Raw genomic sequence first — 26795 nt, 5'->3', positions numbered from 1 at the left:
TAAGCGGTACTGTGATGTCTCGCGATGTCGCGGGCACTCGTTACGAAACGGTTTCACGGAACATCGCCACGTTCCACCCAGTAGGCGGTCCGAAAGCATATCACCGTGGCATGCTATAATTTACCACGACTATGATGGACGTTCAGCTCACGCTCGGCGAACTGCTGGACCGCGCCGTACGTCTCTTTCCCGACCGGGAGATAGTTACCAAGCAGCCGGATGGAGACCGTCACCGCTACACGTACGGCGAGGCGGGAGCGCGAATCAATCAGCTCGCACATGCGCTCGACGAACTCGGAGTGGAGTCGGGTGAGCGAGTTGCGACGGTGGCACTCAACCACTACCGCCACTTCGAGTTGTACTTCGCACCACCGTGCTCGGGGCGGTCGATTCACATGTGCAACATGCGTCTGCCCGACGAGCATTTCCAGTATATCATCAACGACGCCGCCGACCGCGTCGTCTTCGTCGATCCGGCGTTCATCGAGAAGATCGAGGCAAACGCCGATGCCTTCGAGACCGTCGAACAATACGTCGTTCTCGCTGACGACGTCCCGGAGACGTCGCTCTCACCGGTCGTGGCCTACGAGGACCTCATCGAGAGCCAGCCCACGGCGTACGACTGGCCCGCCATCGACGAAGACGACGAGTGTGGAACGTGCTACACCTCCGGAACCACGGGCAAACCGAAAGGTGTCAGCTACTCTCATCGAGGGGTCTATCTCCACAGCATGATGTCCGGTCACACCGACACCAATGGCATCAGCCAGCGCGATACCGTTCTCCCCGTAGTGCCGATGTTCCACGCCAACGGCTGGGGAGTACCCTACGCTGCGACGTTCGTCGGCGCGAAGCAGGTGCTTCCCGGTGTTCACACCGACCCCGGCCCGGTCGCAGAGCTCATCGACGACGAGGGTGTCACGATGTCCGCCGCCGTCCCGACCATCTGGCTCGAGATGGCCGAGTATCTGGACGACAACTCCGGCGTGGACATCTCGAACATCGACCGACTCACCGTCGGCGGGGCTGCCCCACCCGAATCACTGATTCGCCGTTACGACGAGGAGTACGACGCCCCGATCATACAGGGGTGGGGAATGACCGAAACCAGTCCGCTGGGAACGATGAGCACGCTCCGCAAAGAACTAGAAGATCGCGATCCCGAGGAACGGTATGCCTATCGGGCGAAAGCCGGCATACCTGTCCCCGGATTCCGGACGCGCATCATCGACGACGATGACGAAGAAGTCCCGGCAGACGACGAAACGATGGGCGAGTTAACGGTGCGAGCGCCATGGGTTGCCGACACCTATCATGATCGCCCGGCGGCGAACCGCGAGTCGTTCACCGAGGACGGATGGCTCTGCACCGGCGACATCGCCACCCACGACGAGCAGGGCTATATCGACATCGTGGACCGAACGAAGGACGTCATCAAATCGGGCGGCGAGTGGATCTCCAGTGTGGAGCTCGAAAACGAACTGATGGCCCACGACGCCGTCACGGAGGCGACGGTCATCGCTGTTGCCCACGAGAAATGGCAAGAACGACCGTTGGCGTGTGTCGTCACCGGCGAGCACGAGGTGACCGCCAACGAACTCCGTGACCACCTCGGCGAGCGGTTCCCCGACTGGTGGCTCCCCGATGAGTTCGAGTTTCTCGATGAAATCCCGCGCACTTCGACCGGAAAGTTCGACAAAATGGCGCTGCGCGAGCGACTCGACGACGCGACCGTCGACACCGAACCCTGAACCAACCCGGCTGGACCACCTGTTACATGTCGCTCCAGGAGCGTGCCGCGCGCTGCACCGACGTGATCGACTCGATCCAGCGCGCCGAGATCGCCTTCTTGACGATGCGCGCGCCGAGTCCGCCGAAGGTGTTGATCGGGATACCGATGACGTCGTGGGCGACGGCCGCATCGCCGATCGAGACGACCGTACCCTTGTTCATGTACGCCCAGTGCCCGCGATCGCGGCCCGCGACGGCGCGCGCGACGTTCTCGCCGATGTGTTCGCCCTCCTCCCAGGCGGCCTCGGCGGTCGGCGGCGGCACGTCCGCGAGGTCGTCGTCGACGATCGTCTCCCAGACGGCCTCCTCGGTGAGCGGTCCCCCCTCGGCGTCCTGATGGACCAGCGCCGAGTCGCCGAGCGCGAACACGCGATCGTCGCTCGTTTCGAGGGTCGCGTCGGTGTAGAGTCGGTTGTGATCCTTGTCGACGTCGGTCGTTTCGAGCGCATCCCGGCCAGTGACACCGCCGGCCCAGATCAGCACGTCGTACTCCATCGGATCGCGCTCGTCGAAGGCGATCCGATCGTCCTCGACGGCCGTTATCGCGGTCCGGGTGTCGATCTCGACGTCGTGGGCTTCGAGCTGATTTCGGATCGCTCCCTGAAACTCGTGATCGTGGCCGGGGAAGACGTCCGCCGAGTGTTCGACGAGATGGACGTCCATCGCTGCGTCGTGCTCGTCGATCCACGATGCCACCTCGCCAGCGACCTGAATACCCGTGAGACCCCCACCGCCGACGACGACCCGTGCGGGATCGCTCCGCGAGGCCTCGCGCGTGGCGTCGACGAGATGCTCGTTGATCGCCAGCGCGTCGCCGAGACTCTTGACCGTGAGCGCGTGTCCTTCGAGCCCGTCGATGCCGTGGAAAGCGGTTCGACTCCCGAGCCCGACGACGGTGTAGTCGTAGTCGATATCCTCGCGATCGGTGAGTTCGACAGTCCGATCGTCGACGTCGATGCCGGTCACGGTCGCCTGCACGAACCGGGTGTCGTCGTCCTTGATCTCGCCGACCGGGATCGTGACCGATTCGCGAGCGTCGGGCGTCCGGATACACCGGTGGACCTCGTGGAGCAGGAGATGGTAGTCCTCCTCGGCGATCCAGACCAGTTCGTTCTCGTCGTCGAGTTCGTCTTCGAGGCTACGAACGGCGGCGGAGCCGCCGTAGCCTGCGCCAAGAACGACGATGCGCTCGGTCATCGCGTCCCGAAATCCGACGGATCGTTCGTCGCGCCGTCCGTCCGCCATGCGTCGTCCGTTGGCCGTGCGCCAGCCGTCGGCCATGCGGCGTCGCTATCCATGCCCAGTCGTCTTCGGCGGTCAAGTAAACAGTGGGGCTTGAATCGGCAGGCTCAGTCGTCGACGGCGGGCGCACCCGATGGGGCGCTGTCGTCGCTCGCCCAGACACCGTCGTCGAGATCGATCGCGTCGTTCCATTTCGCTGCGAGCGTCGAGACCGCGAGATCGCCGGTGACGTTGTTGAGGGTCGCCACGCGCCCGAGCACCGGATCGACGGCCGCGACGAAGCCGACGATGGTGAGTGGCAGTCCGGCCTGCTGGAGCACGACGGTGAGCATGATTAGCCCCGCACCGGGGACGCCGGCGGTGCCGATACTGATCAGCACGGTCACGAGGAGGATGGCGACCTGTTCGCCGAGGCCGAGCGACTGGCCGACGACGTTCGCGGCGAACACCACAGTCACGGCCTGGCGGATCGCCGCGCCATCCATGTTGGCGGTCGATCCCAGCGGGAGCGAGAAGCCGTAGATGCTCTCGTCGATCTTGAGGTTCTCCTCGGCGTCGCTCATCGTCACCGGCAGCGTCGCGCTCGACGAACGGATGGTAAACGCCGTCACCATCGCGTTGCGCGCGCCCTGGAGGAACGAGCTCGGGGATCTGCCGACGAGTCCGGAGACGATGACGAGCAGATAGGTGAAGGCGATGTGGATGGCGATCGCGAGCGTGACGACGGCGACCAGCGAGCCGAGTGCGACGATCGCGCCGACATCCTTGCCGGCGAGCTCGGCCGCGACGAGCGCGAACACGCCGAGCACGCCGAACTCCATGACACCCCAGACGATCGTGAACATCGCCTCCATGCCGGCCTCGGCCAGCGAGAAGAACGTCTCGACACCCTCGCGCACCGTCTCGTCGTCGGTGCGATCGCGGACGAGCGCCAACGCGATGGCGAAGACGATGATGAAGAAGATGATCGCCAGCAGATCGCCGCTGGCCAGCGCGCTGATCGGGTTTTCCGGGACGATCCCGAGAACGACTTCGCGCAGGCCCGGCGGCTGTGCGGAGTCGCTGCCGCCACCCGTGAGCATCACGCCGGTTCCCGGATCGAGCAGGTTCGCTACGGCTAGCCCGATGATCCCGGCGATCGTCGTCGTTACCGCGTAGAGCCCGACGACGATCCCGCCGACGCGACCCATCCTGGCCGGCGAGAGCCGCCGCACGCCCGATAACAGGCTGAAGGCGACGATCGGGACGACGATCATCCCGAGCAGCCGCAAGAAGAGATCGCCGATCGGCGCGAGCGCCGACGCCGGCGGGCCGACGGTGAACGCGACGATGACCCCAAGAACGAACGCGGCGGCGAGGCGATAGACGATCGGGACGGAGCGATACCGATTCCACACGCTGACGACCGTACTGCCAAGAGCCGACATCGACGGGGATTGTACGTCGAGAGGGCTATGGCTGTCGGCTCCGCGCATATTTTCGCGCCGGTCGGGCTCGGTATCGATCGTCTCACCGACATCGTATTGGCGCGCTCGATCGAGGCGCAAGCATGGACGACATCCACGAACGGATCGCGAACGATCCGTACTGTTCCCACCTCGGCATCACCCTCGAAACGCTCGCTGCAGGTCGGGCTGTCACCGCGCTCGAACTCGACGAGGCGCTGTGCAATTTCCATGGGACGCCACACGGCGGGGCGATCTACTCGCTCGCGGACGCGGCCTTCGCCGCCGCCTCGAACGCAGAGGGGCGGACCGCGCTCGCGCTCGAAACCAACATCTCCTATCTCGCGCCGCCGACAGTCGGCGAGACGATCACGGCCGTCGCCGAGGAGAGCCACGACGGCGGGCGCACGGCCGAATACGACGTGCGCGTCAGCGACGCACACGACGACCCGATCGCGACGTTCCGCGGACGCGTCTATCGCCCGGACTGAGTCGAACACGGCGACGGATCCGGCCACACACGACGCGTCGGTGCGCTTTTGTGGACGGTGGGAGTGGATTCGAACATGGACAGCGAGGACTTCTTCGGTGAAATGCCGTTCACGGACCTCCTCGGCATCGAAGTGACCGAGGCCAACGACGGCCACGCCGAGGGCCACGTCGAGATGCGCGAGGAGTTGTCTTGGAACACGAACCGAACGATGGCCCACGGCGGTGTGACGTTCACGCTCGCCGATACGGTCGGCGGCGCGGCGCTGGTCTCGCTGCTCGATCAACCCGTGCCGACGATCGACATGCGCATCGACTACCTCGAAGCGGGCACCGGCGATCTCACCGCCACCGCCGACGTCGTGCGCGAGGGCGGGGCCATCGGCGTCGTCGACGTCGAGGTCCACACCGACGACGGAACGCCGATCGCCGACGTACGTGGCGTCTACAAGACCGACTGAGCGGGCGCGAAAGCGGTCGAGTTATCCGCACGCCCGGCGAGAAGCCGCCATGTCGACGGACGACGACCACGAGGCGTACATGGAACGGGCGTTCGAACTCGCGCGCGAGGCCGGCGAGCGCGGCGACGGCCCCTACGGCTCGCTGCTCGTTCTCGACGGCGAGATCGTCATGGAGGCGAACAACCACGAGAACACCGACGACGACATCGCCGCCCACCCGGAGCTCGCGCTTGCCCGACGCGGCGCGAGCGAGCTCACGCCCGAGGAGTGCGATCGCACGGTCATGTACACGAGCACCGAGCCCTGTCCGATGTGTTCCGGCGGGATGGCGATCGCCGGTCTCGGCGGCGTCGTCTACAGCGTCGCCGCGGCCCGCGCCGCCGAGGAGTTCGACGGCGACGCGGCGATGATCCCCTGTGGTGAGGTTTTCGAGAGCTTCGACCACGACGCCGAGGTCGTCCGCGGCGTCCGCGAGGACGAGGGACTCGACATCCATCGCGAGTACCGGTCGGTCTGAGTTCGGTCGAAAAGTACGAAATGCCAGCCGGCGTTCAGGAATCGACGCTTGAATCGCGGAGGTTGTCGGCGTTTTCGGGGAGACGGACGCGTGCGTTCGGATGCTGGTCGGCACCCTCCACGAGTTCGTGCTGCTCACGCAGGTCTTCGAGCCTGGATTTCACGGTCTCGGAGTCGGCTCGGCCGACGATGCTGGCGACCTCGAGCAGGAGCTGTTCGGGCACGCCGCCACCGTTCGCCCCGAGTTCGGCCCCGTTCTCGTCGTCGAGATCGAGATTCGTGAGAAAGCGGACGTACTCGCGGAGATCGATCTCGCCGCCGAGTGCGTCGTGCCAGCTCGCCGGATAGGCGCTGACGCGATCGTCGCCGACGCGGTAGACGGCGTCGGTGCGGTACTCGCCGTCGGTGAGGCGGTCGTCGATCGCATCCAGGACGCCCTCCATGTCGTGGCTGTGGCCGTGATCGGTGCCCGCCATCGCCTCGGTGTACGCTTCGAGGGTTGCCCACGCGATGCCGGGGCGCTCGTGGGAGTGGTATTGTTCGATGAGCCTGAGGAACTCGTCGACGAGCAGCGACTCGCCGCGGTCGTCGGCTTCGGCGACGATTCGCTCGTTGATCTCGGTCACGGTAGCCATTGGGGAGACACGCTGTTAGCGTTGTCGCCCACCGCCCGGCGACAGACCGATATGCCCGCTCTCACAACGGTCGTCCACATGCAGAGAAACGAATTTCCTCGCGGCGTGAGGCGATGAGCGACTACAAACCGCTGTCGGATTACGGCATCATCGGCAACCTGGAGACCTGTGCACTCGTCGGCCGCGACGGCGCGATCGACTGGTGTTGTCTCCCCCGACTCAACTCCTCGAGCGTTTTCGCGGCCCTCCTCGACGACGAGATCGGCGGCCGGTTCGCCATCCACCCGACGGGCGAGTACGAGGCCGAACAGCAGTACATGGAGCGGACGAACGTGCTCCAGACGACCTTCTACACGGAGTCGGGCACCGCGCGCGTCACGGACTTCATGCCGCTGTCGCCCGACAACGAGGGCAACCAGCCGAAGGTGCGCGGCATCTACCGAAACGTGAGCTGCACCGAGGGCGACGTCGATCTCGCCGTCGAGTTCGACCCCCGTTTCGACTACGCCCGCGCCGACTCGCGCGTCGAATCGATCAGCGACGGCGTCGTCGCGACGGGCGACGCCAGGCGACTCACGCTGTCGAGCCCACTCGATCTCGACTGCGACGATAGTGCGGCCGACGGCACGCTCTCCCTCTCCGAGTACGACAACGAGTGGTTCGTCCTCGGATACGGGACGCGCGCGCCGACCGACGACGACTCGTGTGAGCACTTGCTCGACAACACGGTCGAATTCTGGCGCGACTGGGCACACACCTGTCCCGATGGGGAGGACTGTCCCTTCGCCAACTACGGCCACGATATGGTCGTGCGCTCCGATCTGACGCTCAAACTGCTCACCTACCAGGGCACCGGCGGGATCACCGCCGCACCGACGACGTCGCTGCCGGAGGTCGTCGGCGGGGTGCGCAACTGGGACTACCGCTACAACTGGATCCGCGACGGGGCGTTCACCGTGCGCGCGTTCGGCAACCTCGGCGACACCCAGGAGGCGGTGAACTATCTCGACGACTTCCTCGAACTCGGCCAGTCGGTCGACCCGGCCGATCTCCAGCCGATCTACGGCCTCCAGCACGGCTCGACCTATGAGGAACAGGAGCTCGACCATCTGGAGGGGTATCGCAACTCCGCACCCGTCCGCATCGGCAACGGCGCGGCCGATCAGCTCCAGCTCGGCATCTACGGCGAGCTCGTGCTGGCGATCAACCAGCTCTCCTGGTCGGATCGCTCGATCGCCGGTGACGACTGGGAGGCCGTCCGCGAGATCGTCGACTACGTCTGCGAGGTCTGGGAGCGCCCCGACGCCGGCATCTGGGAGATGCGTAGCGGCCCGAAACAGTTCGTCCACTCGAAGGCGATGTGCTGGGTCGCCGTCGATCGCGGCATCCGAATGGCCGAGAACGACGGCCACGACGCCCCGCTCGACGAGTGGCGCGACGAACGCAGCCGCATCAAAGAGACCGTCCTCGAGCGCGGGTTCGACAACGAACAGAACAGTTTCACCCAGGCGTTCGACGACGACCAGCTCGACGCCAGCCTGCTCCTGCTTCCGCTGTCGGGCTTCCTCCCGTTCGACGATCCGCGTATCCAGGGGACGATCGAGTCCGTCATCGACCGCCTGGCGACCGACGACGGGCTCGTCTATCGCTACGAACACGACGAGATGCCGGGTGACGAGGGGACGTTCGTGCTCTGTTCGTTCTGGCTCGTCGACTGCCTCGCGCGCATGGGCCGCGTCGATCGTGCCCGCGAGATCTTCGAGACGATCGAGGGCCACTTCAGCCCGCTCGGCCTCGTCTCGGAGGAGATCGATCCCGAAACGGGCGATCTGCTCGGCAACTACCCGCAGGCGTTCAGCCACATCGGCTTCGTCAACAGCGCGCTGTTCCTCCACGAGGCCGAGACCGACACCGAGATCCAGCCGTTCGGCCACCGCTCGGTCTGACCCGACCGAGCCAACCGCGCTCGTCAGCAGTCAGCGGTCATCGTGTCAGTTAGTGTCCGCATCGTCGGCTTCAGCCTCGGATTCGCTTTCGGTACTGGAGACGTCTGGCTCGGTCCACCGATCGTCGGGATCGACCGGCGCGAGCGCGTGATCGAGCTCCTCGTCGCTGTACTCCCGCTCTTCGAGTTCGAGCGCCCGGCGTCGCCACCGCTCGCCGACGGTCGTCTCGCCGTTCGGGCCGACGCGAGCACCGTGGACGGTGAAGTAGCGCCCGCCGCGATCCATCTTCTTCCCCTCGTAGGTGTGCTGGTCGAAGATCACGTCGTGTTTCCCGCCGGGTTCGAGATCCCCCACAGGGAAGTCGTATTTCGGCTCGCGTCCCTCCTCGCGCGCGGCGGCTCGCTCCGCGGCGACCTGCTCGAAGTAGCCGTTGGCGTAGGTCGCCTCCCGTGTCGAGGGGGCGCGAGCAGCCGCCAGCGCGGCGTGAATCCCGCAGAGGCGGCCCTCCCAGCTGTCGGTGTCCCAGAACTCGGTCGCCAGCTCCTCGTAGCGCTCGATGAGCAGGACGATCTCCTCGCCCGCACGCAGATCCTCGACGACGTAGAGCGCGAGGCGATCCCAGAGGTTCCACGCGTGGCCTGACCGGGTGAGCTCCCACGCCGCCCAGGCCGCACACTCCTCGTCCGAGCGGCGCACGGCCTTCTGAAGCAGGCTCGACACGTCGTAGCGGTTGTAGCCGCCCTTGGTTCCGTTCTCGTCGAGCTCCTCGCCGAAGTCGTCGGTCATCGGCTCGCCGTCCTCGACCGCGCCGCCGCCGAGGGTCGCCTGTCTGTCCTCGCTCATGGAGACGAAAACCCATCCGCGTACATGTGATTGACCATCTTCAGACGAAGAAAGAACAGCCGGGTCGGCGCTGCCGGAAAACGAACCGTTCGCCGGACTACTCGATCCAGACGGTCTTGCGGTTGACGAACTCCTTGATGCCCGGCTCGGAGAGTTCGCGGCCGTAGCCGGACTTTTTGACGCCGCCGAAGGGGACTCTGGGGTCGGACTTCGTGAGCTGGTTGATGTAGGTACAGCCGGCGTCGATGCGGCGGGCGACGCGCTGGCCGCGCTCGCGATCCTCGGTCCAGATGCTCGCGCCGAGGCCGAACTCCGTGTCGTTGGCTTTCGCGATGGCCGCTGCCTCGTCGCCCACCGAGTAGACCGATGCGACCGGGCCGAACAGCTCCTCGCTGTCGGCCGGACAGCCCTCGGGCACGTCGGTGAGGACGGTCGGCGGATAGAAGGGACCGTCCCGATCGAGCGGCTCGCCGCCGATGACGGCGTTCGCGCCAGCGTCGACGCTCGCTTCGACCTGATCCTGGAGCTCGTCCATCAGGTGCGCCTGGGCCTGCGGGCCGATATCGGTGTCCTCCTCTGTCGGATCGCCGACGGTGAGCGCCTCGCACTCCTCGACGAACCGATCGAGGAACTCGTCGTAGACGTCCTCGTGGACGATGAACCGCTTGGCGGCGATACACGACTGGCCGCCGTTCTGGTTGCGCGCCCACGCACCGGTCTCGGCGGCCGCGTCGACGTCGGCGTCGTCGAGTACAACGAACGGATCGCTCCCGCCGAGTTCTAGTACTGTCTTTTTCAGATTCTCGCCGGCGGTCGAGGCGACGGCACGGCCGGCCGGCCCGCTGCCGGTGAGCGTCGCCGCACGCACGCGGTCGTCGGCGAGCACGTCATCGATCTTGTCCGAACCGGCCAGCAGTGTCTGAAACGCGCCGTCGGGAAAGCCGGCCTCGTCGAAGACCTCCTCGATGGCGAGCGCGCAGCCGGGAACGTTCGAGGCGTGTTTGAGCAGACCGACGTTACCCGCGACGAGGTAGGGCACCGCGAAGCGCATCGCCTGCCAGAACGGGAAGTTCCAGGGCATCACCGCGAGCACGGGCCCCATCGGGTCGTAGACGGTTTTGACGGTCGTGCCGGGCGGGCTGGGATGGGTTTCGGGTTCGAGATACTCGCTCGCGTGTTGGGCGTAGTGATCGCAGAGCCACTGGCACTTCTGGATCTCCGAGTGGGCCTGTGAGATCGGTTTGCCCATCTCCTCGGTCATCAGTTCGGCGTACTTGCGCTCGTTGTCGCGGAGCACGTCGCCGGCGGCCGCGATGAGCTCCTCGCGCTCGCGGAGGGGGACGTCGCGCCACTCCGCGAAGGTGTCCTCGGCACGCGCGAGCGCGTCGTCGATGTCGCTCGCACTGGCCTCCTCGTACGCATCGACGACTTCGCCGGTTGCCGGGTTGACCGTCTCCATGTCCTACCGACTCGTCGTGTTCGTGATTAACGTTGTGGCCGGCCATGTCATGCCCGACGGCCGCCGATCACGTTCGGGTGGTCGATCGTCTCGTTCGACGTCGATCCGTCGAGGATGCTGTTCTGGAGGGCGTTCGAGAGCCCACGGCGCAGCCGCTCGGAGGCTGCCTGCGTGGAGATGTCGAACTCCGACGCGAGGTCGCCCATCGTGATGCGGCGCGGGACGTCGAAATAACCCTTATCGACGGCCGCGGCGAGCAGTTCGGTCTGTGGAGCCGTGAGGTCGTGGGCGTCTTCGGGCGCGTCGTCCGTGCATTTCAGTCCGGTGAGTTCGAACGTACAGCCCCGCGCCTGGCAGTGGTCGTGATACGCCGAGAACGCCTCCCGATCGGGATAGCGCATCCGCATCCACATGCCGGTATGGCTGAGGGTTCCGTCGAGCAACACGCCGCCGAGATCCGTCCACGCCCAGTAGGTCGTCGTCGCGGCCGGCAGGCGGATCTGATACAGTTTCCGTCCGTCGACGCGGTCGCTCAACGGCTGCACGTCGTGGATCATCGACGCCTCGTCGAGTCCAGCTTCGAGCGTCCCGAAATCGTTGCCGTCGGCCCAGAACGTCACCGAGAGCGTCTCGGGATCACACGCGGTCATCCCTTCGATGACGAGTTCCATATCGGTCACGCCGTCGAGGACGCCCTCGAATCTCGGCAGGCGGACCGTGAACTCCGCGACGAGACTCATTGCCCCCTATTGCGGCCCGGCGGCTGCCGGCACGACTGACGGCCGTGCCGTCGTGGTGTTCGTCCGATCGGCACATCGATCATCGAATGCAGTTTCACACGTTTCCTATCAACCATAGTTGTTTTCGTACTGAAAGACGATCCGCTGGCGATACGCATAAAACTGGCTCTCGACCGCATTCTTGCTCCAGCGGCCGAACGATCGTGTAGGTTTCGATCGCGCCGTCAGAAGAGCAGCGAGAAGACGAGATAGGAACCGAGTGCCGACACCGTCGGCGTGAGCAGCCACATCGTGACGATGCGACCGGTGGCCGCCGCGTCGAAGAGGTCGTCCGTCGGCAGCTCTTCGGGCGCTTCCTCGCCGATCTTCGGCACTTTCCCGCTCGGTGCGGCGACCGGCGACGACCCCGTCGGGGCTTCGGCGGTGGCAAGGTCGCCGACGGTCGGGCCGGCCGGTGGTCCGCCGTCGTCGCCCCCTTCAGCGGCGAGTGCGCTCACCGAGAAGTCCGGTCTGCCCTCGCCCTCGATCGCCGAGCCGGCGGCGTCGGTGAGCGTCACGGACCGGCTCGATCGACCCCAGCCGAGACCGATGATGCAGGAGGTCATGCTCACCGCGAGGCTCGCCGGGATGCCCAGATTCGAGAGGATCGTGATGATCGTCGCGGCGACGAGCGAGACGAGGATCGCCGCCAGGATCGGCAGGTCGGTGATGCCGTCGCCGACCGTATCGAGCGTGCGCCGGGCGATCGTGAACGCACCGATCGCCATCGCGCCCACGGCGATGAGAACGCCCTGTTCGACGGTGATGGCGTTGCTGCCGATCAGCGGCGCGACCGCGTTGGCGACGTTCGACGCACCGGCCGAGAAGGCGTTGTAGCAGGCGACCAGCAGGACAACGGCGGCCCCGACGAGATCGCGAGTGGTCGCCCCCTCCTGGAGCACTGGTCGGGGGATCGTTCCGGAACGGTCGAGCCTGAGCAGGCCGTTTTCGAGTCGGCCGAAGGAGATGCGTGCGTTGAGATGTGGGTAGATGTAGCGACCGATGACGACGCCCGCCCAGAAGGCGACCAGCGGGGCGACGATCCACGCCGAGACGATGCCGAACATCACGGTTTCGTTGAGCGAGTCGGTCACGACGCCGAGGCCGACGATCGCGCCGACGGCGGTCATCGAGGTCGAAGCCGGAACGCCGAAGAGGTTGGAGATGAGCAGCGAGAGACCGGTGAAAAAGAGCACGACGACGCTCGCGACGAGCGTGAACTGGCTCGACGGGACGATCTCGCCGCCCATCGTCGTCACGACCTCGCGGCCGACCGTCCAGCCGCCGAGTAGCGCGAACCCGGTGAACAGGACGGCAGCGAGCGTCTTGCCGGTGATCCGACTCCCGACGGCCGGGCCGAACGCCACGCCAGTCGAGGAGCCACCGATGTTGTAGCCAACGAACACCGCCACGGCGATGCCGACGAGCAGTAGTACTGATACCATCGATTGCTCCCTCGAAGCCCGTGACAAAACGCGTTTCGCCTCCCCGTGTCGATATGGCAGGCAGCCACGCCATGGCGGACGGCCACGCCAGCGTCAAATCGGGGATGGGGCCCGCTAGCGGTCGTGGACAGTCGTGCGCGGTATGCACAACTCCTTTAGCCGTCGTTCGCCTACCTTCGCCATGCCCGATGCACTGGTCGAGTATCTCCGCTCCGACATGGAGTGTGAGGGGTTGCTCGAATGTTTCCACGGTCTCACGGCTCTCGACCGCGAGTGTTTCGCGGTCGTCGTCGAGAGCGACGCGGCGCTGACGGTCGACGATGTCGCCGCCGAGGTCGACCGCGAGCGATCGACGGTCTACCGCTCGCTCCAGCGGCTACTGACGGCGGGGTTCGTCCGAAAGGAGCAGATCAACTACGAGCAGGGCGGCTACTACCACGTCTTTCGCCCGGCCGACCCCGACGCCATCGCCGACGAGATGCAGCGCATGCTGAACGACTGGTACGCACAGATGGGGCAGCTCATCGGCGAGTTCCGCGAGAAATACGACGTCGCCGACGCGGAGGCGGCACCCGCCGAAGGCTGAGTAGCGGGGGTTTCGAGACACGGACCAGAACCGGCTTTTCGCTGTAGCACCTTCAGCAACCATGCCACACGGCACCGAACGCGGTCTCTCCCGGCGCGCGTTCGTGAAGGCCGCCGTCGCGATCGGCGGCTCGGCGGCGCTGTCGGCCTGTCTCGCCCGTGAGAGCGCCCCCGATCTCCCGCAGGGCCCCGACGACCTCTCGACGCTGCCGTCGCGCCAGCACGCCTGGAACGAGTTCCTCGCGCTCGGCGACAACGACAACCACCTCGGCCCGCGCCACCGCGTGCTGCTGTATTTCCGCTACGGAAAAGAGGGGCCGCCGACGCGAGACGATCGTCGGCAGACCGAACGGGCGCTACAGGCGCTCGAACGGGCCTATCCTCACTCGCACGACGGCCTGCTGTTCACGGTGAGCTACTCGCCGGCGTATTTCGCCCGCTTCGACGAGTCGCTGCCGGAATCGGTGGATCTCCAGCAGCCGAAAGCGCTCACGCCGTTCGAGGACCCCGAACTCGACCGGCCGGACGCGGTCGTCCATCTCGCAAGCGATCACGGACAGGTCGTCCTCGGCGCGGAGGAGGCGCTGCTTGGCGACACCGAGAAACTGAACGGCGTCGATATCGACGCCTCGCTCACGGGAGTGTTCGAGCGGATCGACCGGCGGACGGGGTTCGTCGGCGACGGCCTGCCCGCCGACAACCAGGACGTCCAGGGGATCCCCGATTCGGAACCCGTGCCCGACGACTCGCCGATGTACATGGGTTTCAAATCTGGGTTCGACAAGAACCAGGCGACCGAGGACGGCGTGACGATCGACGCGGGCCCGTTCGCGGGCGGAACGACCCAGCAGATCTCGACGATCAAACTCCATCTCGATCAGTGGTACGACCAGGACAGTCGCTCGCAACGCGTCGGCAAGATGTTCTGTCCCGCTCACGCCGAATCGGACGCTGTCGAGGGCGTCGGCGACAATCTCGGGGATTCGAGCAAGATGGACGACTGTCCGCCCGCCGAGACGGCCGCCCGCGAATCGGGGCTGGTCGGTCACTCACAGAAGGCCGCTCGTGCGCGCGAGAACGACCGGCCGATCATCCTCCGGCGGGATTTCGATTCGACCGATGGCGAGGAGGCGACGCTGCATTTCCTCTCGCTCCAGCAGGCAATCGCCGATTTCACCGACACGCGCGAGTCGATGACCGGCACCGATCTCGCCGAGGAGTCCGCGCTCGGCCGGAAGAACAACAACGGCATCCTCCAGTACATGAGCGTGACGCGCCGCGGTAACTACCTCCTCCCGCCGCGTGAGCGACGGGCCCTGCCCGCCGCCATGCCACGACAGTGACCGCGCCCTCGACACGTATCGATAGCATCGCACCTATCGTGCGAGTTACCGAGCGCGATTTCGACTGCCGAACCAGAACGCACTCGAAGCGAGCAGTTATAGAGGAAGCAATGGATCGACGAACGTTTCTTCGTGCCGGCACGGCCGCGAGCGCGGCGGGTGCCGGCCTTCTCGCCGGCTGTTCCGGGCTGTTCTCCGTCCAGACGGGATATCGAGAGCAGATGCCGCCGCTGCCCGAGAACCGCCCCGCGGCCGTCTACTACCCCTCGCATATCGAAGGGATGGAGATGGCTGGCGTCGAGACGATCGCCGGGAACGGGGCGAACGCGACGAGCGCGACGAACGGGACGGGTTCCGGCGGAACGAACAACTCGAACGGGTCGGGAGGCGATTCGGGGATGGCCGGAGGCTATCGGTGTGCGCTCACGTACAGCTACCCGCACCGGTTCTGGACCGTCACCGGCACGGAGACCGAGAAGATCACGATCGAGGACAACGACTCGCTCCATCTCATGGTGAGCGTCTGGGATCCGGCGACGGGCGTCTTCCCGCTGGATACGAACCCGACGATAACAATCTCGCAGAACGGTGATTCGGTGACGACGCTCTCACCGTGGACGATGCTCTCACAGAACATGGGATTTCACACGGGCGACAACCTCTCGCTCCCCGGTGCCGGCGACTACACGGTCGCAGTCGATATCCCCCCGACGTCCGTCCGGCGAACCGGCTCCTTCGAGGGGCGGTTCGACAGTCAGCGATCCGTCGAGTTCTCGTTCACGTTCGACCCCGAGAAAGTGAGCGACATCATGTTCGAGGAACTCGGCGAGAAGGCCGGCACGCGCGGCGCGGTCGAGCCGATGGAGATGAAGAAGATGCCGCTCGCGCTCGCGCCGAAGACGAACGAACTCCCGGGTCGCGCGCTCGGAACGGTCCGAACCGGCGATGCCGTCTTCGATGTGCGGGCGCTCGACGACGTCTCCCGATTCGGCGGAGCCGAAAAGACGTATCTTGCTGTCTCGGCACGGACGCCACACAATCGGTACGTCCTGCCAGCGATGTCGCTGTCGGCGACGGTAACACGGGGCAACGAGACGGTTTTCGACGGCGCGCTCCAGGCGACGCTCGATCCGGAACTGAACTACCACTACGGAGCCGGCGTCGAGAGCATCGAATCCGGTGATAAGATCGAGATCACGACCGACGCACCGCCGCAGGTCGCCCGCCACGAGGGGTACGAGACCGCCTTCCTGGAGATGCCGTCGCGAACGCTCACCGTCGGCGATAGCTGATTATTCCCCGGCCGCGTCCTCCAGCAGTCGATCGGTCAGGCGAACGAACCGATCGACCATGCGCGCTGGCGACGAAGGGCTGACCTCCCGCAGCAGTCGCGCCGTCTCGGTCGGCCGAACGAGCGCGAGCGTGACGTGGTTGCGCTCGTCGCGCTCTTTCACGACGACGTCCTGTTCGACGAGGCGATCGAGATTATCGCCGCGACGTTCGGCGGGCGGGTCGTCGCGCTCGACGGCGAGCGCGGGACGGTCCAGTGGCGAAAGAACTTCGGGGATCTCGCAGCGGTCCACGCCTTCGGAGACGGTGACGGCGATGGCGACGCCGAAGTCTACGCGACCGCCAAGGACGGTAAACTCAGGAGTCTCGACGCGAGCGACGGCACCGTCGAGTGGACCACCCAGCTCACCGCCGAGGACGTGCCGATGACGCCCCCGCCGAGCATGGGCGATGTCGACGGCGACGGCGAGCCCGAGATCGTGGCCGTGACGAACGACGGGATCGTCTCGGTCGTCGATCCGAACTCCGGCGACGTCCGGGCGTCGTACGAGCGCAACGTGCCGATCTACGTCCATCCGACGGTCGCGAACACCGACGGCGACCGGGCCGCGGAGCTGTACACGGTCTACGGCGACGGTCGCGTCGTCGCGCTGTCGTACACCGAATCGTGATGGGGCACGACGCGACAGGGATCGACCCGCCGGAGCGGTCGGTAGCGGCGCTCGATCGCTCACCAACGGGCGATTTCCTGGAGCGAACACAACGACTATCCGACCGCTTGCCCTCCCGTCACCATGACCGACTATACGACCGTCTCGATCCCGAAGGACCTCGCCGATCGGGTCGAGGAGACGATCGAGGGGACGAGCTTTCAGAGCACCTCCGATCTCGTGCGCTTTCTCCTCCGCAGCATCGTCATCCAGCACCAGAAACAGGGCGAGCTCACCGAGGCCCAGTTCGACGAGATCGCCGAGCAGCTCCGCGATCTGGGCTATCTGGGGTAATCGAGCGACTCCGTCGGCGGTTCGGCAGCCACGAGATCGAGCGATCGCTCGATGCCGTCACGCGAGAAGACCGCGACGTCATTCCGACCCCACGGCGGGACCGCGACGAACACGATACCATGGAGATCGTCGGTCCGCGCGAGTGCGAGCCGCCCCTGTGGATGTGAGACGAATCGCCCCTGCGTCTGGCCCGCGGGCGTACCGAGATCCATCCCGAACACCGCCGACAGCGATCGACCGGCCTCGGGAAAGTAGAAATGGGTGAACACCGGCGTCTCTGGCGGTAGCGATTCCGCGAACTCGCCGGCCGGTGTCGTCGCGAGCGCGATCGTCGCCTCTTCGGGTTCGGCCTCGCGGGCGAGATCGAGCAGCGCCTCCACCAGTCCGGCGGTCGCGTACACCGCGGGTCGGCCGTCGGTCGCGTCGTGAGCGGCAGACATGGGTTCAGTCGCCTCAGTTCGCGAGGAACAGCCGGGCGGTTTTCAGATAGAGCGACGGCGCACGACGGCGCGATCCCGACAGCGCCGCACCGAGCGCCGGGTTCGCGTGTTCGTGGACGCCCGCGCCGTGCCCCACGAGCACGCGCTCGGGCGTAAAATCCTCGAACGACTGTCGTGGCGGGAGCAGTCGCAGCGCCGGATGGACACCCAGTCGTTCGCTGTCGGTCCGCATGTACTCGGCCGTCCCGAACGTCTCCGAGACGACGAGCGTGCCATCGTCCTCGTGGTAGAGCGCGCCCTCCTGCCATAGCGGCGTGGCGACCATCCGGAGCCGGTAGCCCGTCTCGCCGAGAGTACCATCGAAGCGTTCGATCGGCGCGTCGATCTCGTCGGCGACGCCGTCCATCCACGATGGGACGTACACCGAGACGTCGTGGCGCTCGGCGAACGCGGCGGCGTCACGTTTGTGGCGGTCCAGCAGGACGACGACGCCGGCGACGTCGCCGAATTCGGCGAGCAGGTCGTCGATCCCCGCGGCGTCGACGGGATCGACTAGCCAGACACCCTCGTCGGTCGCGAGCGCGTGGCTCGCGCGCTGCATTCGCTCGTCGGGGTAGGCGAGCCAGCCGACGCCGCCGTCGAAGCGGTCGATCTCCTCGTACTCCGCCGAGCCAGAGCCCTTCATCGGCATACCCACCCCTCGGGGCGGCGGCGGATGAGCGCGTCGGTGGCGGATATTTATACTCGGCGACCGTTTGGGACGCATGATTTCGGCGCTGCGCTGGCTCGCCCTCGAAGTCAAACGTCTCGATCACGCGAGCGCGTTCTACCGCGAACAGCTCGCCCTCGATACCGTGCGTGAGAGCGAGAGCGAGGTCGTCCTCTCGGCCGGCGAGACCGACCTGGTGCTCCGCCGGCCGTCGGCCATCCCGCGCGGGGGGCTCCACACTCACTACGCGCTCTCGATCCCCGTGAGCGAGTACGACGACTGGTACGACCAGCTTGCGGAGTCGTTCGATCTCGACGAACACACCTTCGGCAGCGCGCGCTCGCTGTATTTCTACGATCCCGACGGGAACTGTGTCGAACTCGGCGAATCGGATGGGGAGGAGTCGGGCGTACACGGGCTGTTCGAAGTCGTCCTCGAAGTCGAGGAGCTCGCCCGGGCCGAATCGTTCTACACCGAGCTCGGGCTGGAGATCGTCGATCGGGGGAGCGAGCGCCGCCGGACGCGGCTCGCGGCCGACGGGTTCGCCCTCGAACTCTGGGAACCCCATCTGGGACTGGCCGACGCCCGCGGCGGCGTCCACGTCGACCTCGGCGTCGCCGTCGAGGATCCGGACGCGGCGCTCGACACCGTAGTGGGATCGGTGCGATCGGTCGAACGGCTCGACGACGGGATCAGGGTTCGCGATCCCGACGGCCACTTCGTGACGTTCGTCGAGGGTTAGTCGAGCCGGTCGGTGTCGATGTGGACGCCCGGTGGCGTCACCAGCAGGAACTTCCGGAAATGGATCAGTTCGCCGTCCATCTCGCGGACGTCGCTCGCGAACCCGCTCGCGAGTCGGTTCAGGTCACCCTCGACGGCGAGGACGAGCACCGCGTCGTCGGCGATTTCGGCGATCCATTCCTCGCTCGGCGTTCGCCCGTCGAGCACGCCGAGAACGACCCGGTGGGTGCGCCCGCCGGTCTCGTCCTCGATTTCGTTTTCGACGGTCTGAAGGTCGAGATCGAACTCGCTCATGGCCGACTCTCATCGCGCCGGGAGAAAAATCCTCGTTTTAGGGCGCGAACGGTCGGGACACCGATCGTTCCGTGCGAACGCCGGCCGGACGACCGACGAATCAGTCGAGAAAGGACTCCAACCGCGCCCGATAGTAGCCGTAGCCGATCAACAGCAGACCGATGGCTACGAGTCCGTACTGAACGAACCACGCCAGACCGTCGAGCAGTCCGACACCGACGAGCACGACCGCCAGCCCGCCGACCAGAAACGCGACCCACATGTTGCTCTGCTCCGCCATTGTCCTTCGATCACCACAATCGAGGAATCAACCTTTGCATTGTCGGTCGTCGCGGTTGCCGTCGTGAGGTGGGATCGCGATCCAAGAGCGCAGGCTGAGTTGCTGTTCGATGAACGCCGCATCTCACAGAAAGCATATATCTCGTCGAAGAGTGGATGGCGCTATGGGTCTGGAAAAGTTGGTGCAACGAGGCTCACTGTACGGGTTCGGAGCCGGAGCAGTAACGACGGGTGTCGTCATGCTTGTCGCCAGCCTGTTCGACGTCGCACTCGGTGCTGTCGCGCTCGCGTTGATCGCTATTGCGACGTTGGCACTCGTCTTGTTGCTCGGGGCTCCCGGCATCGGTCCGGGCCCTGCGGTCGGCGAAATGCAATCCAGTACCGGTGGCGAATCCGGCGGGATGCAGATGGCGAGTCCGGTAGAGGCCGGTGGTGCATCGAGAAATCCCGCCGAGATGGCAGCGATCGTCCCGACGACACAACTGGAGTACGTGCTGTACTTCGCCGGGTTCGGCACGGCCGCCGTCGTCGCGCTCGTCGTTCTCCTCGGCTGAAATCCTGTAGCATCGGAGAACGACCTCGGAGCGGTGATGATGATGATCCGTACTGCTTCGATGCGACGCAAACACCTCGTCGATTCACCATTCCGTTGTCAGTCGTCGCTCGTGCTCGCAGCCCTCGCGTCGGTCGTCCCCGTCGACTGCCGCGAGAAGTACGTCGCGAGCGCTGGGCCGGTGACGTTGTGCCAGACGCTGAACAGTGCGGGCGGGAGCGCCGCGAGCGGGCTGAAGTAGGCCGTCGCGAGCGCGACCGCGAGCCCGCTGTTCTGGAGGGCGACCTCGAAGGTACACGCCCGCACCCGATCGGGCGACATCCCGCTCGCACGGCCGACGCCGTAGCCCGTGGCGAGCCCGATGGCGTTGTGCGCGACGACAGCGACCAACACCACCGCGCCCGCGGTCAGGATGTTCTCGACGTTCGCGCCGACGACTGCCGCGACGATGGCGACGATGGCGACGACGCTGACCGCCGGAAAGACGTTCAGCCCGGCCGCGGCGAGACGCGGTGCGGAGCGATCGAGGGCCAGTCTGAGCACGAAGCCCGCGATTACGGGGATGAGGACGACCTGGACGATGGAGGTGAACATCTCGGCGAACGTCACCTGGAGCTGTTCGCCGGCGAGCGCGACGACCCACGTGGGCATCACGATCGGGGCGGCGAGCGTCGTCACGGTCGTGATCGCCACCGAGAGCGCGACGTCACCCTTGCCGAGATAGGTCATCACGTTCGAGGCCGTGCCGCCCGGTGCGGCACCCAGAAGCACTACCCCGATCGCGAGCGCGGGCGGCAGCGAGAGCGCGACCGTGATCGCCCACGCGGCGAGCGGCATCACGATCCACTGGGTGAGCGCACCGATGGCCACATCGCGCGGGCGCTCCACGATACGTCGGAAGTCGTCGGGCCGCAGCGTCAGTCCCATCCCGAGCATGATGACGCCGAGCAACGGCGTGATATACGGCGAGATCCAGGTGAACGTCTCCGGGGTGAGGAGCGCCGCGCCCGAAAACAGCAGCACCCATACCACGAAGTAGGTGCTCGCGACGTTACCGATCCGTTCGAGCGTGTCGAGCCCGCTCACGCCGATCCTCCATCGGTTCGCGACGGTCGACCGCCATGCGGAAACATACCGCTACCGTCCGCCACAGCGGCGCAAAAACCTTCGGACGTGAGCCGTCCGTCATCGATCGGGTGCGCGCGAGCAGCGGTCGGCCGATTCGCCGTCCGATCGAATGCGATCGTGGGCCGATCGCGCCATCTACTGCGCCGCCGGTGATTGTATAATATAAGGAACTATCGAGGGGACAAGGCCGTCGATGGCTGCCGATCCGTCGTTTTCATCGGGTGAATCCGCCCGAACGGAAATTCCGGAGCGATAGGTTTATCCGTGGGATGGACATCGGACCGAGTACAATGTCCCACAACGACACGGACACGGAGGATTCGTCGGTGACCCCGGCGGATCGAGTTCTTCCAGGGCACCCTGGGAGAGACGACTGAAGTAGACACAGTTCGAGTTTTCGATACGACTCTGCGCGACGGTGAGCAGTCGCCACGAACCTCGTTCAGCTACGACGACAAGCGAGAGATCGCGGCCGTCCTGGACGAGATGGGGACGCATGTCATCGAGGCGGGCTTCCCGGTGAACTCCGACGCGGAGTTCGAGGCCGTCAGCGACATCGCCGAGAGCACCAGTGTGACGACCTGCGGACTGGCACGCGTCGTCGAGAAGGACGTGGAAGCGGCGCTCGATTCGGGCGTCGAGATGGTCCACGTGTTCGCCTCGACGAGCGACGTCCAGCTCGAGGACGCGATGCACGCCAGTCGTGCGGAGATGAAGGAACGATCGGTGAACGCCGTCGAGCGCGCCAAAGAGGCGGGCGTCGAGGTGATGTTCTCGCCGATGGACGCCACGCGGACCGACGAGGAGTACCTCGTCGACGTCATCGAGGCGACCGCCGCGGCGGGGGCCGACTGGATCAACATCCCCGACACCTGCGGGGTGGCGACGCCCTCCCGGTTCGGCGAGCTCGTCGCCCGGGTCTGTGAGGTCGCCGACGCGCGGGTCGACGTCCACACCCACGACGACTTCGGGCTGGCGAGTGCGAACGCGCTCGCTGGCTTCGAGAACGGCGCGGCGCAGGCCCAGGTGAGCGTCAACGGCATCGGCGAGCGCGCCGGCAACGCCGCCTACGAGGAGGTCGTGATGAGCGCCGAATCGCTCTACGGCATTGAGTCAGGGATCGACACGACCCGCATCACCGAACTCTCTCGACTGGTCGAGCGCGCGAGCGAGATCGAGACTCCCGGCAACAAGCCGGTGGTCGGGCAGAACGCCTTCAGCCACGAGTCGGGCATCCACGCGGCCGGCGTGATCGAGAACTCCGACACGTTCGAGCCGGGCGTGATGACCCCCGAGATGGTTGGCGCACAGCGCGAACTCGTCCTGGGCAAACACACCGGGACACACTCGGTGCGCGAGCGGCTGCACGAGGCCGGGTTCGACCCGACCGACGACGAGGTGCGCGAGTGTACCCGGCGGGTGAAGGAGTTCGGCGCGGAGAAAGAGCGCGTCACGATGAGCGTGCTCGAACGGTTCGCCCGCGAGGTCGGCATCGAGCAGGTCGGCACGACGGAGGTCAACGCCTGAGTATGACCCCGTCGCACGCCTCCACCCACCAGCCACAGGTAGCGCCCGAACCGCGCGTTCGGGGCAACGTTTGCACGGCGCGCAAAGGTTATAACCGATCCCCTGGTGGGGACGATAACGATGATGCGACCGACCACCGCCCGAGGGACGCGAACTCGGAGCGGCGCACTCGGCGCGCGCGGCCTCATTATTGTAGGGGTCTAGCCCCTACAGAGCCACTTCCTTCGACCCCGACGCGTTTCGCCCGCCGAACAGCATGCGCGACAGCCGACGACACACCGATGAGCACACGAGACCCAGCACCGACCACACGCGACAATCGAGCGGCATCGACGACGAACGACGGAGGCGACCGATGAGCGAGGGCCAGCAGCCCCCACGGACGGGCGAGCCCGAGCGCGCCGAACCGGAGACGGCCGAGGCGACCGAAGCCAGCGAGCGCCCCGTGACCAGCGGTGCGGAGTCGGTGGCGCGGGCGCTCGAACGGACGGACGTCGAGACGCTGTTCGGCGTCCAGGGCGGGGCCATCATGCCGGTCTACGACGCGCTGTACGACTCGCCGCTCGACCACGTGACGATGGCACATGAACAGGGCGCGGCCCACGCGGCCGACGCCTTCGGCATCGTCTCGGGCGAACCCGGCATCTGTCTGGCGACCTCGGGACCGGGCGCGACGAACCTCGTGACCGGGCTCGCGGACGCCTCGATGGATTCGGATCCACTGGTGGCGCTCACCGGTCAGGTCCCCTCCACAATGGTCGGGACCGACGCCTTCCAGGAGACCGACACCACCGGTGTTACGAACCCGGTGACGAAGGAGAACTACTTCGCCGGCGACGCCGACTCGGTCGGCGATACGGTCGGTGAGGCGTTCGCGCTCGCGGATGCCGGCCGACAGGGCCCCACGCTGGTCGATCTCCCGAAGGACATTACAACTGGGTCGACCGACAGTGAGCCGGCCGCGGGAACGACGCCCGAGACGTACGACCCACCCGAGCGCGCCGATAGCGAGGCGGTCGAGACGGCCGCCGGCGTGCTCGCGCGCGCCGACAAGCCCGTGATCCTCGCGGGCGGCGGCGTCATCAAGGGCGAAGCCTGTGCCGAGCTCAGGGAGTTCGCCACCGAGTACGGGATCCCGGTGGTGACGACGATGCCCGCGGTGGGCGCGTTCCCCGAGGATCACGAGCTCGCGATGGAGATGGCGGGGATGCACGGCACGGGCTACGCGAACATGGCCATCACCCACTGTGACGCCATGTTCGCGGTCGGAACGCGGTTCGACGATCGCCTGACGGGTGGCGTCGAGACGTTCGCCCCGGAGGCCGAGATCATCCACGCCGACATCGATGCGGCGGAGATCTCGAAGAACGTCGCGGCCGACTATCCACTCTTGGGCGAGGCGAGCGTCGTCATCGAACAGGTGCACGGGGCGATGGCCGACGAGCGCGCGGCGGACATGGCGGCCACCGGCGAGCGGTTCCAGGAATGGGTCGAGCAGTGCCAGCAGTGGCAGACCGACTACCCGATGGATTACCCGATGGACGAGGACGATCCGCTGAAGCCGCAGTTCGTCGTCGAAACCGTGGACACGGCGACCGACGACGACACCATCGTCACCACGGGCGTCGGCCAGCACCAGATGTGGGCGGTCCAGTACTGGACGTACACCGAGCCACGGACGTGGGTCTCCTCGCACGGACTGGGCACGATGGGCTACGGGCTGCCGTCGGCCATCGGCGCGCGGTTCGCGGCCGACGACGACCAGTCGGTCGTCTGTTTCGACGGCGACGGGTCGTTCCTGATGACGCTGCAGGAGCTGGCGGTCGCCGTTCGCGAGAATCTCGACATCACCGTGTTCATCCTCAACAACGAGGCCGTCGGCATGGTGCGTCAGTGGCAGGACAGCTTCCACGGCGGCCGACGGATGGCCTCGGAGTACCCGTGGGTGCCCGATTTCGCCGCGCTCGCTGAGGCGTTCGGTGCGCGCGGGTTCCGAATGGAGGGCCACGATGAGGTCGCCGACGTCATCGAGGACGCGCTGGCTTACGACGGTCCGTCGGTGGTCGACGCGTTCATCGACCCGACCGAGGACGTCTATCCGATGGTCCCCAGTGGGGGAGCCAACGGCCAGTTCGTGCTGGCGGAGGAGCAGCTATGACGGAGGGTCTGCAGGGACCGGCCCCCGAGGAGCGCCCCCAGCCGTCGGGGCGGCGCAACGCCCAGGGCATCCGGATCGATCCCGAGATGGAGGCCGTCCACGACCCGCGGCGAACGGCACTATCGGCGCTCGTCCAGAACGAGCCGGGTGTTCTGGCGAAGATCTCGGGGCTGGTCTCGCGCCGGCAGTTCAACATCGAATCCTTGACTGTCGGCACGACGACCAATCCCGAGACCTCGCGCGTGACGCTGGTCATCGAGGAGCCCGAACCGGGCATCCGCCAGGTCGAAAAGCAGCTCGAAAAGCTCGTCAACGTCATCTCGGTGCGCGAGCTCGGCGACGACGCAATCCGCCGTGAGCTGGTGGTGTTGAAGGTCCACGGCGAGGAGCCGGACAAGGTCAACGCCATCACAGACATGTACGGCGGCGAGACGCTCGACGCCGGCCCACGCACCATCACGGTGCAGATCACCGGCGACGAGCAGAAGATCGACGACGCGATCGACGCCTTCCGGCAGTTTGGCATCCGCGAGCTCGCCAGAACCGGTCAGACGGCGCTCGCGCGCGGCGAAGAGTGGACGACACACGCGGAAGAGGAGCGGTACGAACGAACGCAGGTACGACAATGACAGAACACGCAACGATCTACTACGACGACGATGCAGACAGCACCGCACTCGAAGGCAAAACTGTAGCCGTCATGGGCTACGGCTCACAGGGCCACGCCCACGCGCAGAACCTCGCCGACAGCGAGGTCGACGTGGTCGTGGGTCTCCGAGAGGATTCGAGTTCGCGCGACGCCGTCCGCGAGGACGGTCTCGACGTTGCAACACCCGTCGAGGCCGCCGCACGCGCGGACGTCGTCTCGATGCTCGTTCCCGATACCGTCCAGCCCGCAGTGTACGAGGACATCGCCGAGGAGCTCGACGCCGGCGATACCCTCCAGTTCGCCCACGGGTTCAACATCCACTTCGGGCAGATCGAGCCGGCCGACGACGTGGACGTGACGATGGTCGCACCGAAGGGGCCGGGCCACATCGTCCGCCGGGACTACGAGCGCGGCGAGGGAACGCCGGGGCTGCTGGCCGTCTACCAGGACGCCACGGGCGAGGCAGCCGACGAAGCGCTCGCGTACGCGCAGGGGATCGGCTGTACCCGTGCGGGCGTCGTCGAGACCAGTTTCCGCGAGGAGACCGAGACCGATCTGTTCGGCGAGCAGGCGGTGCTCTGCGGTGGCGTGACGAGCCTGATCAAGCAGGCCTACGAGACGCTCGTCGATGCGGGCTACTCGCCCGAGATGGCCTACTTCGAGTGTCTCAACGAGATGAAGCTGATCGTCGATCTGATGTACGAAGGTGGGCTCGGCGGCATGTGGGATTCGGTCTCCGATACGGCCGAGTTCGGCGGTCTCACCAAGGGCGACGTCGTGGTCGACGAGCACGCCCGCGAGAACATGGAGCAGGTCCTCGACGACGTGCAGAGCGGGGCGTTCGCCCGCGAGTGGATCGCGGAGAACCAGGCCAACCGACCCGCCTATCGCCAGCTGCGGCAGGCCGAGAAAGACCACGAGATCGAGGAGGTCGGCGAGCGCCTGCGCGATCTGTTCGCGTGGGCCGAGGAATCCGAATCGAACGAGGAACGAAACGAAACCGAACGAGTGCAAGCAGATGACTGAAACACGACACGAACGAGA

The 26795-nt window shown here is 66.2% G+C and carries 28 protein-coding genes and 1 pseudogene; 16 read left to right on the top strand and 13 right to left on the bottom strand.

Annotation, left to right across the window (positions count from 1 at the left end):
- Window positions 1-134 precede the first annotated feature (134 nt).
- On the top strand, window positions 135-1751 hold the full coding sequence (locus tag NO363_RS04110; protein ID WP_370525589.1) for a long-chain fatty acid--CoA ligase: 1617 nt from the start codon (window positions 135-137) through the stop codon (window positions 1749-1751).
- 22 nt (window positions 1752-1773) lie between these two features.
- Here the strand turns inward: NO363_RS04110 and NO363_RS04105 are convergent, their stop codons facing one another.
- On the bottom strand, window positions 1774-2988 hold the full coding sequence (locus NO363_RS04105) for an NAD(P)/FAD-dependent oxidoreductase (protein WP_256687925.1): 1215 nt from the start codon (window positions 2986-2988) through the stop codon (window positions 1774-1776).
- Window positions 2989-3140: 152 nt separating this feature from the next.
- Window positions 3141-4460 carry a dicarboxylate/amino acid:cation symporter gene (locus NO363_RS04100; protein ID WP_256687081.1) on the bottom strand — a complete coding sequence of 440 codons (1320 nt, stop codon included), beginning with the start codon at window positions 4458-4460 and terminating at the stop codon, window positions 3141-3143.
- Between the two features lie 122 nt (window positions 4461-4582).
- Between NO363_RS04100 and NO363_RS04095 the strand changes: the two genes are divergently transcribed.
- From NO363_RS04095 to NO363_RS04085, 3 genes are all read left to right on the top strand, one after another.
- Window positions 4583-4969 carry a PaaI family thioesterase gene (locus NO363_RS04095; RefSeq protein WP_256687080.1) on the top strand — a complete coding sequence of 129 codons (387 nt, stop codon included), beginning with the start codon at window positions 4583-4585 and terminating at the stop codon, window positions 4967-4969.
- A gap of 75 nt (window positions 4970-5044) precedes the next feature.
- Window positions 5045-5428 (top strand): PaaI family thioesterase, encoded by a 384-nt coding sequence (locus NO363_RS04090; protein ID WP_256687079.1) that lies wholly within the window; start codon window positions 5045-5047, stop codon window positions 5426-5428.
- A gap of 49 nt (window positions 5429-5477) precedes the next feature.
- Entirely contained in the window at window positions 5478-5945 is a 468-nt protein-coding gene (locus NO363_RS04085) for a nucleoside deaminase (protein WP_256687077.1), read from the top strand.
- A gap of 34 nt (window positions 5946-5979) precedes the next feature.
- On the opposite strand, the gene NO363_RS04080 is transcribed toward NO363_RS04085, so the two are convergent.
- On the bottom strand, window positions 5980-6579 hold the full coding sequence (locus tag NO363_RS04080; RefSeq protein ID WP_256687075.1) for a hypothetical protein: 600 nt from the start codon (window positions 6577-6579) through the stop codon (window positions 5980-5982).
- Between the two features lie 113 nt (window positions 6580-6692).
- On the opposite strand from NO363_RS04080, the gene NO363_RS04075 reads away from it, so the two are divergent.
- Complete coding sequence (locus NO363_RS04075) at window positions 6693-8525, top strand: glycoside hydrolase family 15 protein (protein WP_256687073.1); 1833 nt, start codon at window positions 6693-6695, stop codon at window positions 8523-8525.
- A gap of 45 nt (window positions 8526-8570) precedes the next feature.
- Here the strand turns inward: NO363_RS04075 and NO363_RS04070 are convergent, their stop codons facing one another.
- The 4 genes from NO363_RS04070 to NO363_RS04055 form a co-directional block, all read right to left on the bottom strand.
- Window positions 8571-9368 carry a hypothetical protein gene (locus NO363_RS04070; RefSeq protein WP_256687071.1) on the bottom strand — a complete coding sequence of 266 codons (798 nt, stop codon included), beginning with the start codon at window positions 9366-9368 and terminating at the stop codon, window positions 8571-8573.
- 97 nt (window positions 9369-9465) lie between these two features.
- The gene (locus tag NO363_RS04065; RefSeq protein ID WP_256687070.1) at window positions 9466-10827 is read right to left on the bottom strand and encodes an NAD-dependent succinate-semialdehyde dehydrogenase; all 1362 of its coding nucleotides are present in this window, start codon (window positions 10825-10827) and stop codon (window positions 9466-9468) included.
- A gap of 47 nt (window positions 10828-10874) precedes the next feature.
- Window positions 10875-11567: a helix-turn-helix domain-containing protein gene (locus NO363_RS04060; RefSeq protein WP_256687068.1), complete on the bottom strand. Its 693-nt coding sequence runs from the start codon at window positions 11565-11567 to the stop codon at window positions 10875-10877.
- Between the two features lie 224 nt (window positions 11568-11791).
- Entirely contained in the window at window positions 11792-13051 is a 1260-nt protein-coding gene (locus NO363_RS04055; RefSeq protein WP_256687067.1) for an inorganic phosphate transporter, read from the bottom strand.
- Between the two features lie 181 nt (window positions 13052-13232).
- Between NO363_RS04055 and NO363_RS04050 the strand changes: the two genes are divergently transcribed.
- The 3 genes from NO363_RS04050 to NO363_RS04040 all read left to right on the top strand — a co-directional run bounded on the left by NO363_RS04050 (window position 13233) and on the right by NO363_RS04040 (window position 16271).
- A complete protein-coding gene (locus NO363_RS04050) occupies window positions 13233-13637 on the top strand; it encodes a helix-turn-helix domain-containing protein (RefSeq protein ID WP_256687065.1) in 405 nt (134 codons plus the stop codon).
- 61 nt (window positions 13638-13698) lie between these two features.
- A complete protein-coding gene (locus NO363_RS04045) occupies window positions 13699-14979 on the top strand; it encodes a DUF7405 family protein (protein WP_256687063.1) in 1281 nt (426 codons plus the stop codon).
- Between the two features lie 110 nt (window positions 14980-15089).
- Window positions 15090-16271 (top strand): DUF7350 domain-containing protein, encoded by a 1182-nt coding sequence (locus NO363_RS04040; protein ID WP_256687062.1) that lies wholly within the window; start codon window positions 15090-15092, stop codon window positions 16269-16271.
- On the opposite strand, the pseudogene NO363_RS04035 reads toward NO363_RS04040, so the two are convergent.
- Window positions 16272-16466, bottom strand: a pseudogene (locus tag NO363_RS04035) (winged helix-turn-helix transcriptional regulator); the annotation flags it as partial.
- Between NO363_RS04035 and NO363_RS04030 the strand changes: the two are divergent.
- Window positions 16407-16940, top strand: coding sequence for an outer membrane protein assembly factor BamB family protein (locus tag NO363_RS04030; RefSeq protein WP_256687060.1), 534 nt, complete (start codon window positions 16407-16409; stop codon window positions 16938-16940). The pseudogene NO363_RS04035 and the gene NO363_RS04030 overlap by 60 nt on opposite strands.
- A 123-nt stretch (window positions 16941-17063) precedes the next feature.
- Window positions 17064-17273: a ribbon-helix-helix domain-containing protein gene (locus NO363_RS04025; RefSeq protein WP_004054695.1), complete on the top strand. Its 210-nt coding sequence runs from the start codon at window positions 17064-17066 to the stop codon at window positions 17271-17273.
- Here NO363_RS04025 and NO363_RS04020 read toward each other — a convergent pair.
- Complete coding sequence (locus NO363_RS04020; RefSeq protein WP_256687058.1) at window positions 17261-17713, bottom strand: JAB/MPN domain protein-containing protein; 453 nt, start codon at window positions 17711-17713, stop codon at window positions 17261-17263. The genes NO363_RS04025 and NO363_RS04020 overlap by 13 nt on opposite strands.
- Window positions 17714-17726: 13 nt before the next feature.
- Window positions 17727-18404, bottom strand: a complete 678-nt coding sequence (locus NO363_RS04015; protein ID WP_256687056.1) for a hypothetical protein — start codon at window positions 18402-18404, stop codon at window positions 17727-17729.
- 73 nt (window positions 18405-18477) lie between these two features.
- On the opposite strand from NO363_RS04015, the gene NO363_RS04010 reads away from it, so the two are divergent.
- Window positions 18478-19164, top strand: coding sequence for a VOC family protein (locus NO363_RS04010; protein WP_256687055.1), 687 nt, complete (start codon window positions 18478-18480; stop codon window positions 19162-19164).
- On the opposite strand, the gene NO363_RS04005 is transcribed toward NO363_RS04010, so the two are convergent.
- Both NO363_RS04005 and NO363_RS04000 read right to left on the bottom strand, forming a co-directional pair.
- Complete coding sequence (locus NO363_RS04005; RefSeq protein WP_256687054.1) at window positions 19161-19457, bottom strand: DUF5779 family protein; 297 nt, start codon at window positions 19455-19457, stop codon at window positions 19161-19163. The two genes, NO363_RS04010 and NO363_RS04005, sit on opposite strands and share 4 nt — an antisense overlap.
- 100 nt (window positions 19458-19557) lie before the next feature.
- Entirely contained in the window at window positions 19558-19737 is a 180-nt protein-coding gene (locus NO363_RS04000; RefSeq protein WP_256687053.1) for a hypothetical protein, read from the bottom strand.
- A gap of 238 nt (window positions 19738-19975) precedes the next feature.
- Here NO363_RS04000 and NO363_RS03995 point away from each other — a divergent pair, with 238 nt between their 5' ends.
- Window positions 19976-20290, top strand: a complete 315-nt coding sequence (locus tag NO363_RS03995) for a hypothetical protein (RefSeq protein WP_256687051.1) — start codon at window positions 19976-19978, stop codon at window positions 20288-20290.
- Between the two features lie 98 nt (window positions 20291-20388).
- Here the strand turns inward: NO363_RS03995 and NO363_RS03990 are convergent, their stop codons facing one another.
- Window positions 20389-21375, bottom strand: coding sequence for a bile acid:sodium symporter family protein (locus NO363_RS03990; protein ID WP_256687049.1), 987 nt, complete (start codon window positions 21373-21375; stop codon window positions 20389-20391).
- Between the two features lie 381 nt (window positions 21376-21756).
- Here NO363_RS03990 and NO363_RS03985 point away from each other — a divergent pair, with 381 nt between their 5' ends.
- From NO363_RS03985 to ilvC, 4 genes are all read left to right on the top strand, one after another.
- The gene (locus tag NO363_RS03985) at window positions 21757-22944 is read left to right on the top strand and encodes a LeuA family protein (RefSeq protein WP_256687924.1); all 1188 of its coding nucleotides are present in this window, start codon (window positions 21757-21759) and stop codon (window positions 22942-22944) included.
- A gap of 355 nt (window positions 22945-23299) precedes the next feature.
- On the top strand, window positions 23300-25102 hold the full coding sequence (gene ilvB / locus NO363_RS03980) for a biosynthetic-type acetolactate synthase large subunit (RefSeq protein ID WP_256687047.1): 1803 nt from the start codon (window positions 23300-23302) through the stop codon (window positions 25100-25102).
- Window positions 25099-25731: an acetolactate synthase small subunit gene (gene ilvN, locus NO363_RS03975; RefSeq protein ID WP_256687045.1), complete on the top strand. Its 633-nt coding sequence runs from the start codon at window positions 25099-25101 to the stop codon at window positions 25729-25731. The genes ilvB and ilvN overlap by 4 nt, the downstream gene beginning before the upstream one ends.
- Window positions 25728-26777 (top strand): ketol-acid reductoisomerase, encoded by a 1050-nt coding sequence (gene ilvC, locus NO363_RS03970; RefSeq protein WP_256687044.1) that lies wholly within the window; start codon window positions 25728-25730, stop codon window positions 26775-26777. Before ilvN ends, ilvC begins: the two co-directional genes overlap by 4 nt.
- Window positions 26778-26795: the final 18 nt, after the last annotated feature.

Origin of the sequence: Halococcus qingdaonensis (assembly GCF_024508235.1) — an archaeon.
In the GTDB taxonomy this organism is placed as follows: domain Archaea; phylum Halobacteriota; class Halobacteria; order Halobacteriales; family Halococcaceae; genus Halococcus; species Halococcus qingdaonensis.
Note: the sequence above shows the minus strand (reverse complement) of the source record. Positions and strands in the feature narration are given on the sequence as shown.